Below are 13,701 nucleotides of genomic sequence, written 5' to 3' on the forward strand. Positions count from 1 at the left end.
CCGGGTTGAACACGGTCATGCGAGGTATGCCATGAGCCACAAGATTGCACTGAATTTTGAAGACGGTGTGACCCGTTTTATCGAGGTCACGCCGAGCGAAACCGTGGCCGACGCGGCCTACCGTCAGGGCATCAATATTCCGCTGGATTGCCGCGATGGCGCTTGCGGTACCTGCAAGTGCTTTGCCGAGTCCGGTGCATATGAGTTGGGTGAGGAATACATCGACGATGCCTTGACTGCCGAGGAAGCTGCCGAAGGCTATGTGCTGACCTGCCAGATGCGCGCCAAGGGCGATTGTGTGGTACGAGTCCCGGCTTCTTCGCAGGTCTGCAAGACCGGGCAATCCACCTATCAGGGCGCGATACATGAGGTGCGGCGTTTGTCCGACAGCACATTGTCACTGCTGCTCCAGGGCGACGCGTTGACGGATCTGGTGTTTCTGCCGGGCCAGTACGTGAATCTTCAGGTGCCGGGCAGCGAGCAAAGCCGTGCGTACTCTTTCAGTTCGGTTCAGAAAGACGGTCGGGTCAGTTTTCTGATTCGCAATGTCTGCGGTGGCCTGATGAGCCGCTTTCTCACCGAGCAGGCCAAGGTGGGCGACCCCATGAGCCTGGCTGGCCCGTTGGGCAGCTTCTATCTGCGACCGATCAAGCGCCCGCTGTTATTACTGGCCGGAGGCACCGGCCTGGCGCCGTTCACGGCCATGCTCGAGACCATCGCCGAGCTGGGCAGCGATCACCCACTGCACCTGATCTACGGCGTGACCCACGATGGGGACCTGGTGGAAATGGATCGCCTGGAAGCGCTGGCCGAGCGTATTCCCAACTTCACCTTCAGCGCCTGCGTGGCGAACCCGGACAGTCAATGGCCGCAAACCGGCTATGTCACCCAGCATATCGGCGTCGAACATTTGAACGACGGTGACGTGGACATCTACCTCTGCGGGCCGCCACCAATGGTGGAAGCCGTGAGTCATTACCTGCGTGAGCAGGGCATCAGTCCCGCCAACTTCTACTACGAAAAATTCGCCGCCAGCGCCGCGTGAGTCACGCCAACCGTTTTCGAGGACGCCATGAACATGAGATTCAACGATAAGGTCGCGCTGGTCACCGGCGCAGCGCAAGGTATAGGGCGTGGCGTGGTCGAGCGTTTACTGCTCGAAGGCGCTCAGGTGGTGGCGGTCGACCGTTCCGAGCTGGTCCACGAACTGCCGGCCGAGGTGCTCGCCCTGACCGCCGACCTGGAACGTTATGAAGATTGCCAGCGCGTCATGGCCGAGGCGATACAGCACTTCGGCCGGTTGGACATCCTGGTCAATAACGTCGGCGGTACGATTTGGGCCAAACCCTTCGAGCATTACCTGCCGGATGAAATCGAGGCTGAGGTGCGCCGCTCGCTGTTTCCGACCTTGTGGTGTTGCCACAGCGTGCTGCCTCATATGCTGGAGCGAGGCAGCGGGGTGATCGTCAATGTGTCCTCGATTGCAACACGCGGGGTCAACCGAGTGCCCTATGGCGCTGCCAAAGGTGGCGTGAATGCGCTGACGGCGTGCCTGGCCTTCGAAACGGCTGGGCGTGGGGTGCGTGTCAACGCCACCGCACCCGGTGGCACCGAGGCCCCTGCGCGGCGTATTCCGCGCAATAGCAGCGTTGCGACCGAGCAAGAGCAGCAGTGGTACGCGCAGATTGTCGAGCAGACGAAGGACAGCAGCTTGATGAAGCGCTACGGGACGATCGACGAACAGGTCGGTGTCATCCTGTTCCTGGCCTCCGACGAGGCGTCCTATATCACCGGCGTCACGCTGCCGGTGGGCGGGGGCGATCTGGGTTAACAGCATATTTGAATACCCTGGAGGTATCGTACTCAACCCAATGCGTATTGGCGCCCAGGCGGATCGTGTCCGAGAATCGGTAACCTGCTGGTGACGTGCGCCAGCGTTTCAAGCCTGATTCATAAAAACAATAGAAGGGTGATCTCCGTGAATATGCCCCTGCTCAGTGAGCGCAGCGAGGTGTTCAAGAACGCCGACCCGCATGCGGTTTCCTGCTATGTGAATCAGCATGTCGGCAGTCACTGCATTCAGTTGCCACGCAAGGCCGATGCCCATGCCCGATTGAATCACCGAAAGTTTGCCAGCCTGGATCTGTGCCGTATCAGCTACGGCTCCAGCGTGCGCGTGGTTTCTCATGCACTGGAGGACATCTTCCACTTGCAGGTCCTGTTGCGTGGTGATTGCCTGTGGCGCGGCCCTGCTGGGGTACACCATCTGGTTCCCGGCGAGTTGCTGTTGATCAATCCCGATGACCCTGTAGACCTGACGTACTCACAGGATTGCGAAAAATTCATTCTGAAGGTGCCGACGCAGTTACTCGAGTCCATCTGCCAGGAACAGCGCTGGCTTTACCCACGTGAAGGCATACGTTTCCTGCAGCAACGTTACTCACTGGATCAGTTGAAAACCTTCGTTCCGTTGCTTGCCACCCTTTGCACCGAAGCCGAAGACGGAGAAGCGTTGCTTCGGGTGCAGGAGCACTATGCCCAGATCGTGGCCAGCAAGATGTTGACCCTGATGCGCAACAATGTGCGGCGCGAACACCTGGCGTGTTCCAACAGCACGTTCGAACGGCTGGTGGATTACATCGCTCGCAACCTTCAGCAGGACATCAGCGTCCAGAGCCTTGCCGAGCAGGCCCAGCTCAGCGTGCGCTCCTTGTACAGCCTGTTCGAAAAACACATGTCCACCACGCCACAGCGGTTTATCCGCGAGCAGAAATTGTCTCGCGTACATGCTTGCCTGGCCGATCCCAGCTGCAATGTGAGGAATGTCACCGAGTTGGCGCTTGATTATGGGTTTGTGCATTTGGGGCGCTTTGCCGAGCAGTACCGCAGGCAGTTTTCCGAGTTGCCTTCCGATACGCTCAAGCAGCGTGGGCTGGCGCTCTCGGTCATTTGAGCACCGACCCATCGGACTAAGCCCAATGGGTCGGCACGCGACTAAAGCGCTTCTGAAGCCGCGATTATAAAGTCCGCTATTTCTTTGGGGTGCGAGGCCAGTGACGCATGGCTTGAGTCGAGTGAAAGTACTTCTCGTGCGCCAATACGTTGGGCGAACCACTGTTCGGTTTCGGGGGGAATCATTCGGTCCTGGGTTGAGACTTGATACCAACTGGGCTTGTCCTTCCAGGCCGGTTTGCCGGCTTTGTCCGCGAAGCACTGCATGGCAATCGGCTTTTGTGTGATGGACATGACCAAGGCCTCCGTTGCGCCGAGGTCCTGGCAGAATGACGCGTGGAAGTGCTCTTTATCTATCCAGAGATACTCGCTTTTGTCGGGCCGTAAATACGCGGCTCCCGGCGGCGGTGCACGCAGTTTGAAGAGGTCGGCAGGTGTTTCGCCTTCATCGGGAGCAAAGGCGGCAACGTACACCAGGCCCACCACATTGGCGGCGTGACCTGCGCCGCTGATGACCATTCCTCCATAGGAGTGACCGACCAGAATCACCGGCTCGGCGATCTCTTCTGCAAGGCGTTGGGTGCGTTCGACATCATTGGGCAGGGAGCTCAACGGGTTTTGTACTGCGCTGATCTTGAACCCTGCTTCGTGCAGGAGGGGGATGACATGCTGCCAATGCGAGGCATCACCCCATGCGCCGTGAACAAGCAGAATATGGTGCTTTCGGGTCATGGTCGTTCTCCAATTACGCGAGTGAGTACAGACTGAGTCCAGTGGTATACCGTGCGGATGTCATCTGTGTGACATCAGTACTCGCCGGTGGGGCGGGTGGCAAGGTCGTCCGTCTGGTTTGGTCTATGGCTCGCGAGTAACGGTGCCCGGTCCTTCAGTACAGCCTGGTTCATTGCGCACCCTGATCATACTGCTCTCGAGCATACCCTCAAGCACAAGTCTGGCTGATTCCTGCTTCCCGTAATGAGCGGCCACATAGGCTTGCAGCAGATCGGTGAAGTCCTGGGCAATACCCGGCCCTTTGAGGGTCGCGACACGTTCACCGTCCATGTACACCGGCGCCGACGGGTTCTCCCCAGCGCCTGGCAGGGAAATACCGATGTTGGCCAACCGGCTTTCTCCGGGGCCGTTCACCACGCAGCCCATGACCGCCACGTGCATATGCTCGACACCGGGATACAGACCTTTCCAGACCGGGGTTTGCACCCGCAGAAACGCCTCGATCTGCTGCGCCAGTTCCTGGAAGAAACTGCTGGTGGTACGGCCGCAGCCGGGGCAAGCGACTACGGAGGGGGTGAAAGCGCGCAGGCCCATGGTTTGCAGAATCTGTTGTGCAACCAGCACTTCGCGGTTGCGGTCGCCGTTGGGCTCCGGGGTGAGGGAAATGCGCAAGGTATCGCCGATACCTTCCTGCAACAGCACCGCCAATGCGGTGGAGGAGGCGACGATGCCTTTGGAGCCCATGCCAGCCTCGGTCAGCCCCAGGTGCAGTGGAAATTCGCAGCGCGCGGCCAGGTTGCGGTACACCGCGATCAAGTCCTGCACATGGCTGACCTTGGCTGACAACACAATGTGATCCGCCGGCAGGCCGACTTCGATAGCGCGGTAGGCGTTTTCCAATGCCGAGACCACCAAGGCCTCGCGCATGACTGCATCCGCGCTCAGCGGCTGGGAGAGCATTGCGTTGGTGTCCATCATGCGTGCGAGCAAGTCGGGATCAAGGCTGCCCCAGTTCACTCCGATCCGCACCGGTTTGTCGTAGCGGCAGGCGATCTCGATCATGTTGCAAAATTGCTCGTCGCGTTTGGCGCCTTTGCCGACGTTGCCGGGGTTGATGCGGTACTTGCCCAATGCGTCGGCGCATTCAGGGTAGGCCGCAAGCAGGCGATGACCATTGAAGTGGAAGTCACCCACCAACGGCACATTGATGTTGCGTCGGTCCAGCAGTTCTCGAATGTTCGCGACCTGCGCGGCAGCGTCATGGCTATTGACCGTGATCCGGACCATTTCGGCACCGGCCAGCGCCAGGCTTTCGACCTGCCGCGCCGTAGCCTGGGCATCGGCGGTGTCGGTATTGGTCATGGCTTGCACGACGATCGGATGATCGCTGCCCAGTGCCACCGGGCCGATGGTGACTTGCGTGGTGCGACGTCTGGGGATTGCACGGTTCATTGATTCGGCTCCTCTGGGTGCATGCTTTACTGGCGCGCAATCAACCCGGTGGGCAAGCGGAATTGCACATGTTCTTCTCGACCTGGCAGGGTCTCGATGTCCAGCGGTTCGATGCGCGCCAGGGCGGCGATGACATCGTCAATCATGGATTCCGGTGTCGAGGCTCCGGCGGTAAGCCCGACGGTTACCCCTTTGCCAAACCATTCGCTGCACACTCCGCTGCCATCGGCGATCAGGTAGCTGGGCTTGCCACGCTCGCCCGCGATATCACGCAAGGTCACGGAGTTGGAGCTTTTGACGCTGCCCACCACCAGAACCAGATCGGAACACAGGCTCAGCTCACGTACCGCCGTCTGACGATTTTGTACGGCATAACAGATGTCCCGGGTATCGGGTCCGACTATTTGCGGGTAGCGCTGCTTGAGTGCTTTGACTACCGCGCGTGTATCGTCGACGCTCAAGGTGGTTTGGGTGAGATAGGCCAATGGCGTGTGCTCGGGGAACGCCAGGGCCTGGACCTCTGACACGTTACGCACCACAACGACGGGGGCGGGTATCTGCCCCAACGTTCCAATGATTTCGGGGTGCCCGACTTCTCCAATCAGAATCACCTGATAACCCTTGGCGGCGTATTGGCGACCATGATTGTGCACCTTGGTCACCAGCGGGCAGGTGGCGTCCAGTACCCGCAACTGCCGCTCACGGGCCTCGCTCTCCACGTCAGAGGCCACGCCATGGGCACTGAAAATGGTCACTGCGTTTTCGGGCACTTCATCCAGCGTCTCGACAAACCGCGCACCTTGGCTGCGCAGCGTCTGCACCACATGCTGGTTGTGTACGATCTCGTGACGCACATACACCGGCGCGCCGAACTGCTCCAGGGCCAGCTCAACCGTTTCGACGGCCCGGACGACACCGGCGCAGAAGCCTCGGGGTTGGGCGAGGATGACTTTCATGACTGTCCCTCGTATCAAGACCTTTTTAAATACGGCTGATCGCCGGGTGTAGGAGCGCCTGCTTGCCGCTATCAGAACCTGCGGTTTTTCCGCTTGAGTAGAACTGCAACGCCCAGCGCCGGTAGGCGACCAGTGGTGCGTCGGTGGCAGAGGGTTTCGGGTGGCGAATAAAACTTCGTCTTTCCCATATATCGATGTCTTGCTGTAGCTGGCGCACATACCAAAGGTGGTAAACAGCCGGGACTAGCAGCGCATATACGGCTTTCTGCGCCAACGCGGGCCACTTGCAAAGCCAGGAAGCACGTAGCCTCATGCTTTCTCGATATGTCCACTTCAAGGGTGCAATCTGAGCGGGTGTGACGAGGAATTTGGCCTGAAGGCCGGCACGTTCCAAATTGACATCCACTGTCATTAAACCCAGTCCATGGAGCTTTACGTCAATGCATATTGGAAGTCCTTTCAACGTTATGTGGGTGGTCAGATCAAGGCGATGACCCTCATTTTTTTGCAGTTGCGACACCCCGTTCTCCCAGCCATGAAGATGTTGGAGGTGAGCAGGGTCAAAGCCGTTTTCGCTCGGGTTCTGAACGCTACCGGGAAACACACGCAGACCTCTGATCGGAGTGGAATAACCTGTCCAGTCGAACTCTGGCAGTTCCCATTCCGGAGGCCGCCCGTTTGCACTTTGCCACACGGCAATCAGGCCGTTCCAATCCCGTACAGGTCGACCCTCCAGCTGGGCTTGTGGCGGCTTGTCCCCGCACCCGGTCCGTACACAACGGCCATCGGGTGCAAAAGCGAACTTGTGATAAGGACACACAATGTCCTCGCCCTCTAGCTTGCCATCGCCGAGGTGGGCGCCGAGGTGTGGGCAATAGGGGCTGACTGCGCGCAGCACGCCGGTCTTTGTTCGGTAGAGCACTACATCTCTACCCATGAACGGTTTGGTGATGATTTCACCGGGCTTGAGTTCATCGGCGGTGGCGATCACAAACCAGCCGTCCGGATAGGGGAAAGAAGAGAGATCGGTTTCGTTGGTATGGTCTGGATATTCCATAAAAAAACTCCTGCTGTAGAGGGGATATCTACATGAGCCTGATTAAGCGATACGGTGCTCGCCAACGTTGTTCTGTACATCTGAGGAGGCACTCGACAGTGCAAGACTATCGGTGGCGTTCGCCTTCACCTTGGGATAGAACTGCGTCGCCCAACGGCGATAGGCGATTAGCGGAGCATCGCTGGCTGATGGCTTCGGGTCTCGGATGTAATTTCGTTTTTCCCAGATATCCATGTCTTGTTGCAGTTGCGGGAGGTACCAAAGATAGAAGAGCGCGGGAGAGACCACGCTGTATACAAGCTTCTGTACGAGTGCCGGCCACTTGGAAAGCCAAGCGATGCGTAGTCTCATACTTTCCCGATATGTCCATTTCAAAGGAGCTATCTGAGTAGGTACTACCAGGAACGTGGCTCGCACATCAGCATGTTCCAGCCTCATTTCCACGCGCATTAAGCCAAGACCGTACAACTTGAAATCCAAGGTTACCGGAAGCCCTTTCGCCGTTAAGCGAGTGGCTAGACTTATGCGATAGTCATCGACCGTTGGCGGTTGCGACACGGTGTTGCTTTCCCAGCGATGCAGGGTGTGTTGATGAGCGGGGTCAAAGGCATTTTCGGTCGCATTCTGAAGACTGCCGGAGTGGGTACGCAGGCCCTTTATCGGAGCGCAATAGCCTGTCCAGTCAAACTCTGGCAACTCCCAGCCTGGCGTTAGCCTATCCATGCCCTGCCAGACAACAATAAAGCCATTCCAGTCCCGCACCTGGCGGTTTTTCAGCCATGCCTGTGGCGGCTTGTCTCCACATCCGGTCCGCACGCAACGGCCATCGGGTGCAAAAGAGAACTTGTGATAAGGACACACAATGTCCTCGCCCTCTACCTGACCATCGCCGAGGTGGGCGCCAAGATGCGGGCAATAGGGGTCGACTGCGCGCAGCACGCCGGTCTTTGTTCGATAGAGCACAATATCCCTACCCATGAACAGTTTGGTGATGACTGCACCGGGCTTGAGTTCGTCTGTGGTGGCGATCACAAGCCAGCCGTCCGGATAGGGAAATGACAAGAGATCAGTTTCGTTGGTGTGATCAGGGGCTTCCATGACATCTTCCCTCGACATTGATACCCATGCGGTGACGAAAGTCATCTCGTGCCACTGGCCTGCTGCTCTGCAATATCCGCAGCTGCGATCTCATCGGTAGAGGGCAATGGCCTGATGGTCACTTCCCCACAGATAAAGCGTTTTCCTTTGAAATCGCTCCCGTGGTAACGCGTGCTGACAGCATGGAACTCTGCATTGCCCGAGGCCAGATGTTCCAGTTCGGTAAGGTATTCTCGTACGTCGTTGTGTTTTCCGAGTGGCCCGGCAAGTACCCTGTCGCGGGCGGCAATAAGTTTTTTCTCATTATCCAGAACGATGCTCGCCAGTTTGTTGAGTGCTTGCTGAAGAGTGAGTCCCTCGAGGCGCATGAACAGCCATACGGAGTTGACAGAATCTGCGATGTGTATTTCTTTACGAAACGAATAGGGGTCGTTCACCAAGGTGATTGAGTCGATAGCTGCTGTTCTTACGGTAATGAGCGACTCGTCGCTAGCCAGTGCGTCGGTCATGTCTACGTCGATAGCATATTCCGTCATCATGGCAGCCCACTCGCCATAATTATCAACGCGTCGTAGCTCCAAGTAGCGTTCAAATGTTAGCGTGTCCATCTCTAGCGCCAGTGAGTTGGTTTGCCTGGTGATTAGAGTGTTCAGTGACTCCTCCATGCGTTTCCACACCTGTGGTTTCGACAGTAACTGTTTCTTGATGGGGATCAGCCCCTCATACAGTAACTGAGCGATAGGAAATGCTACGGGAGGTTTAATGCCTGCAATTGCGTCGAAGTAGTGTTGGCGTAGTTCAGATTGTCGCTGTTGGTTGCCAAGTATCTCCGGTCGAGTGGTTGTATCATCGATGAGTGTTGTGATGCTCATCATTCTTTCCAGATTATAAATTCTGTCATTTTTAGTATGCGGGTATGCGAGACCGCCATAAGCGGTCATTTCCATGGACAAATAGTGGTCAACTGCTTTCTGGCTGCCATAATGAGCCAAGATGTAGGGGCCGTCGGTGAGGGCAACCTGCCTATTTGTTTCCTCATGATCTGGATGCCACATAGGTTTTAAAGTCAAATTAAAATCAGGGTGGTATATTTTATCTCCAAGCTTCGGGAGGTTGACTAAAGTCTGAACGAAGTTAGGCGAGCTGTTCATGATTCGCTCCTGTATAGAGACTGCTGAGTGATGATGTCGTAATATTTTAGTATCGTTTTATAATCGTGCTATAAATAGAGAATTTGTTCTTTACTATGGCCACTGCCAAGCTCTCACACATTATGCGTAGTTCTTCCAGTGCGCCGGTGATGCCCTCCGGAAAATTATGCTCTATGTTCGATTTTATGTTGAGTAGCCAATGTATTGCGTCGGAATTGTTGGGCAGTACACGCATATCCTGAATGGCGAATCCGCTTTGCTTTAGCACACGAGCGAAGTACTCAGGCGTCTTTCGGTGTTTGCATGCGAGCCTGTCAACAGTGTCGGGTATGTCAGATGTGTATTGTTCAAGTTCTACGTTGTAAAGGTTGTCGGAGATAATGATCGTGCCGCCTATGGCCGTGCGCTGCCATAGTTTTTTTATGACTGTTTCGTATAGGTCGTTGGGGAAGTGGGATATGACGCCGCGCATAATCACCAAGTCATATGGGTGATCAAAGTCTGGCAACAAATCAATATCTTGTGCGTTACATTGATACAAGTGAATGCGATCGGATAATCCCTGTTCCGTATGAAGCTTGGCTCCGTGTTCCAGTTGACGCGTGCTGATATTGACGCCGTCCAAGTGCTGGCACTTGGGGAAGTATTCAGCCAGATATTTCAGGACGGAGCCCCAGCCACAGCCGACGTCGAGAATGCGGTTAATCTGTGGGCTGTCAGTCTGTTCAAAACCGGCCAGCTTCAGTTGTCTTTCGAAGTAACGCAAGCCAGATTCGTCAAGGGTAATGGGTTGCGCAGAGCGTGGGTCGTCGTAGACACCGAATTGGAACCACAGAGCATCGCCAATCGCTTTGCGCCAGTTCTCAGGACTGTCGCCGTAAGCGCATACGACTCTCTCCTGGTAGGGGTTGATGCTGGCGCCCTGTATGATTTTATAAGGCTGGTAGACGTGATCGACGAGCGTTCTTGCAGTCTGTTTGTTCACGGGTTATCTCCTCATAAGTCTTCGGTTCAGGCTGTTGCCTGGACTGAAACGTTGCCCGTTACGGCACCGTTGTTGGAAAACTCTCTGCCGTGCAGGCTCAGAAACGCCTCTACCGAATGGACGATCCCGGGCGTATCCAGTCCACACAGGCCTAACACCTTCTCGGGCGCCCCATGCTCGATGAATTGATCGTTGAACCCTAATTGCAACACTGGTGGTGAGTGGCCGGCGCTTATCAATTGTTCGAGACACGCCGAGCCGACCCCTCCCAATACGCAACCTTCTTCAAGGGTCACCAGCCAGTCATGGTCCAGGGACAGTTGTTTAACCAGGTCAGCATCAAGGGGTTTGATGAAGCGCATGTTGGCAACCGTGGCATCGAAGGTTTTGGCTGCTTCAAGAGCGGGTAACAGCATCGAGCCGAAAGCCAGGAAGGCGATACGGTATCCCTCAGGCTGAGTGGATGTTCGGCGGATTTCACCTTTGCCCACCGGCAGCGTCTGCAATGCCATTGATGCGGCGATACCACGACCAGTCCCTCGTGGGTAGCGCACGGCGCTGGGACCTTCCAGGAGCAGCGCGGTATGCAGCATCTGGCGGCATTCGTTTTCATCGGCCGGGGCCATGATCGTCAGGTTGGGTACGCAGCGCAGATAGGCAATATCAAAGGCCCCGTTGTGGGTGGCGCCGTCCGCGCCGACGATGCCGGCCCGGTCGATGGCGAACACCACCGGCAGGTTTTGAATGGCGATGTCGTGAATCAGTTGGTCATAGGCGCGTTGCAGGAAGGTCGAGTAGATGGCGACCACCGGCTTCAGGCCTTCGGCGGCGAGCCCGGCGGCGAAGGTCAGGGCGTGTTGCTCGGCGATGCCGACATCGAAGTAGCGATCCGGGAAACGTCGCTCAAACTCAACCAGCCCCGAACCTTCACGCATGGCGGGGGTGATGGCGACGACACGCGGATCGTTTTCCGCCTCATCGCACAGCCACTGGCCAAAGATCTGTGTGTAGGTGGGTTTGCCAGGCGCGGCGGGAAGAATGCCTTGAACCGGCTCGAACTTTCCGGGGCCGTGATAGAGCACGGGGTCGGTGGCGGCGGGTGAGTAGCCGTGGCCCTTTTCGGTGACGATGTGCAGCAGTCGCGGCCCTCGCAGGTTGCGCATGGCTAGCAGGGCGGGAACCAACGCGTTCAGATCATGACCGTTGATGGGGCCGGAATAGTTGAACCCCAATGTTTCGAACAACGATGCCGAGGCAACGAGCTCTTTGAGTTCGCCCAAGTGATAACGCAGCGCCCCGACGGCGGGTGAGATCGACATGTCGTTGTCATTAAGGATTACCAGCAGCGGCAAGTTCTTATGCAACCCTGCATTGTTCATCGCTTCGAACGTCATGCCGCCCGACAGTGCGCCGTCTCCGATCACGGCAATGCAGTGACGATGCTCACCTTTGAGCTGGGCGGCTACAGCCATGCCCAATGCTGCTGAAATCGAGGTGCTGGAATGCGCGGTGCCGAAGGCGTCATAGCGCGATTCGCTGCGCCGTGGAAATCCGGAAATACCGCCCAGTTGACGAATGCTCGCCATGGCTTCCCGGCGCCCGGTGAGGATTTTATGGGCATAAGCCTGATGCCCCACATCCCACACAATCCGGTCCATGGGCGTATCGAACACGTAATGCAAGGCGATGCTCAATTCAACGGTGCCAAGATTCGCCGAGAGGTGACCACCGGTGTGTGAAACGCTATGCAGTATGAAGGCCCGCAGTTCGTCTGCCAGAGGCGCAAGCGCAGCAGGGTGCAAGGCTCGCAGATCAACCGGATTGTCGATGGTATTGAGTAACTCGAACATGCTGGGCTCCTTGTCTGAATCCCGAGAGTGGCGGGTCTCAGTGCGTGCGCTTGATAACCAGGTCCGCCAGGTCGTGCAACCGGACCGCCCTGGCGCCCATGGGCGCCAGTGACTGATGAGCCTGTTCAACCAGTTGCCGCGCCAGTTGCAGGGCGGGCGCCAGTCCCATGATCGAGACGTAGGTAGCTTTATGGTCGCGCGCATCCTTGCCGGTGGTTTTGCCCAGGGTGGCGGTGTCCATGGTGGCGTCAAGGATGTCGTCTACGACCTGGAAGGCCAGGCCGACGGCGGCGCTGTAGCGGTCAAGCATCTGAAGATCGAATGCTGGGTTTTCAGCGCACAGCACGCCCATGCGCACGGAGGCCTGGATCAATGCGCCGGTTTTCATCCGGTGCATCTGTTCCAGTTGGGTGCGACTCAGTGCAGTGCCCGTGCTGACCAGGTCAATCATCTGGCCGCCAGCCATGCCCAGCGAACCCACGGCCCGGGCCAACTCGCCGATCAGCGCCGCCTGACAATGGGTTGATACCTGTACCTGGCACAGGGTGATGAATGCCTGGGACTGCAATGCATCGCCCACCAGAATGGCGGTGGCCTCATCGAACTGCTTGTGCACAGTCGCCCGGCCACGGCGTAAATCATCATCGTCCATCGCGGGCAGGTCGTCATGAACGAGTGAATACACATGCATCATCTCCAAGGCAGCACTGACCACCGCCAGGCTTATCGGATCGGCACCCGCGGCCATTCCTGCGGCGTGACACAGCAGCGGGCGCATGCGCTTGCCACCACCCAGCACGGCATAACGCATGGCCTCGTGGAGTTTCGTGGGCTGGAGGTCAGAGGCGGGGAGTTGTTGTTCGAGCATTCGGTCGGTCTGGTGTAGCGTCGCGCTCATCCATGATTCGAAGAGGCTGCCTTGCACCTGCACGTGCCAATCCTGCAGTCCGGCGATGGTGTGACGCTCCAGGATTCTGCGAAACCAGACGCTGAATGTGTGCGGGGCCATGCTGATGCGCCGGGACAGGTCAGGCAGGCTCAACCATTGCCAGGCATGAGCCTCATCGGGATTGGCGACCGGGTCCAGACAGTAGATGCCTGCAAAGACGTGGTCGTATTCATGTTCGATCAGTTGATTGGAAACCTGTTCGTGATAGAGCAACTGCGTCACCGCAGTCAGCTCACATTCGATGCCCATTTCCTCACGTAACCGGCGCCTGGCAGCACTGCTGATCTCTTCGCCCTGGCGGGGGTGGCCGCAGCAGGTGTTGGTCCATAAACCCTGGGAGTGGTACTTGGTGAGCGCTCGCTGTTGCAGCAACAAACGGCCCTGTTGGTCAAAGATGAAAATCGAGAAGGCTCGATGCAGGAGGCCTTCCCGATGGACGAAGAGTTTTTCGGCAAAACCTGTGGGGCAATCATCCTGATTTACCAAAATAAGAGTCTCTTCCATGATAACCCCGGCTTT

12 protein-coding genes are annotated in these 13,701 nt (G+C 57.2%); 3 read left to right on the forward strand and 9 right to left on the reverse strand.

The features are described 5' to 3' along the window. Positions 1–31 precede the first annotated feature (31 nt). From benC to GNF76_RS05515, 3 genes are all read left to right on the forward strand, one after another. Positions 32–1,045: a benzoate 1,2-dioxygenase electron transfer component BenC gene (gene benC, locus GNF76_RS05505; protein ID WP_155582164.1), complete on the forward strand. Its 1,014-nt coding sequence runs from the start codon at positions 32–34 to the stop codon at positions 1,043–1,045. 27 nt (positions 1,046–1,072) lie between these two features. After that, positions 1,073–1,831 (forward strand): 1,6-dihydroxycyclohexa-2,4-diene-1-carboxylate dehydrogenase, encoded by a 759-nt coding sequence (locus GNF76_RS05510; RefSeq protein ID WP_155582165.1) that lies wholly within the window; start codon positions 1,073–1,075, stop codon positions 1,829–1,831. A 153-nt stretch (positions 1,832–1,984) separates the two neighbouring features. Further along, positions 1,985–2,953 (forward strand): AraC family transcriptional regulator, encoded by a 969-nt coding sequence (locus tag GNF76_RS05515; protein ID WP_155582248.1) that lies wholly within the window; start codon positions 1,985–1,987, stop codon positions 2,951–2,953. Between the two features lie 41 nt (positions 2,954–2,994). Here GNF76_RS05515 and GNF76_RS05520 read toward each other — a convergent pair whose 3' ends face one another. From GNF76_RS05520 to idi, 9 genes are all read right to left on the reverse strand, one after another. After that, a complete protein-coding gene (locus GNF76_RS05520; RefSeq protein ID WP_155582166.1) occupies positions 2,995–3,684 on the reverse strand; it encodes an alpha/beta hydrolase in 690 nt (229 codons plus the stop codon). Positions 3,685–3,807: 123 nt separating this feature from the next. Beyond that, positions 3,808–5,136, reverse strand: coding sequence for a flavodoxin-dependent (E)-4-hydroxy-3-methylbut-2-enyl-diphosphate synthase (ispG, locus tag GNF76_RS05525; protein WP_155582167.1), 1,329 nt, complete (start codon positions 5,134–5,136; stop codon positions 3,808–3,810). 26 nt (positions 5,137–5,162) lie between these two features. Next, positions 5,163–6,092 carry a 4-hydroxy-3-methylbut-2-enyl diphosphate reductase gene (gene ispH, locus GNF76_RS05530; protein WP_155582168.1) on the reverse strand — a complete coding sequence of 310 codons (930 nt, stop codon included), beginning with the start codon at positions 6,090–6,092 and terminating at the stop codon, positions 5,163–5,165. 25 nt (positions 6,093–6,117) lie between these two features. Then, positions 6,118–7,149, reverse strand: a complete 1,032-nt coding sequence (locus GNF76_RS05535; protein ID WP_155582169.1) for a Rieske 2Fe-2S domain-containing protein — start codon at positions 7,147–7,149, stop codon at positions 6,118–6,120. A 42-nt stretch (positions 7,150–7,191) separates the two neighbouring features. Next, the gene (locus GNF76_RS05540) at positions 7,192–8,247 is read right to left on the reverse strand and encodes a Rieske 2Fe-2S domain-containing protein (protein ID WP_178123191.1); all 1,056 of its coding nucleotides are present in this window, start codon (positions 8,245–8,247) and stop codon (positions 7,192–7,194) included. A 41-nt stretch (positions 8,248–8,288) separates the two neighbouring features. Continuing rightward, a complete protein-coding gene (locus GNF76_RS05545) occupies positions 8,289–9,398 on the reverse strand; it encodes a terpene synthase family protein (protein ID WP_155582171.1) in 1,110 nt (369 codons plus the stop codon). 46 nt (positions 9,399–9,444) lie between these two features. Then, a complete protein-coding gene (locus tag GNF76_RS05550) occupies positions 9,445–10,383 on the reverse strand; it encodes a methyltransferase domain-containing protein (RefSeq protein ID WP_178123192.1) in 939 nt (312 codons plus the stop codon). A 26-nt stretch (positions 10,384–10,409) separates the two neighbouring features. Continuing rightward, the gene (gene dxs / locus GNF76_RS05555; RefSeq protein WP_155582172.1) at positions 10,410–12,233 is read right to left on the reverse strand and encodes a 1-deoxy-D-xylulose-5-phosphate synthase; all 1,824 of its coding nucleotides are present in this window, start codon (positions 12,231–12,233) and stop codon (positions 10,410–10,412) included. A 37-nt stretch (positions 12,234–12,270) separates the two neighbouring features. After that, complete coding sequence (idi, locus tag GNF76_RS05560; RefSeq protein WP_155582173.1) at positions 12,271–13,686, reverse strand: isopentenyl-diphosphate Delta-isomerase; 1,416 nt, start codon at positions 13,684–13,686, stop codon at positions 12,271–12,273. Positions 13,687–13,701: the final 15 nt, after the last annotated feature.

The organism is Pseudomonas spelaei, assembly GCF_009724245.1.
GTDB classification, from domain to species: Bacteria; Pseudomonadota; Gammaproteobacteria; order Pseudomonadales; family Pseudomonadaceae; genus Aquipseudomonas; species Aquipseudomonas spelaei.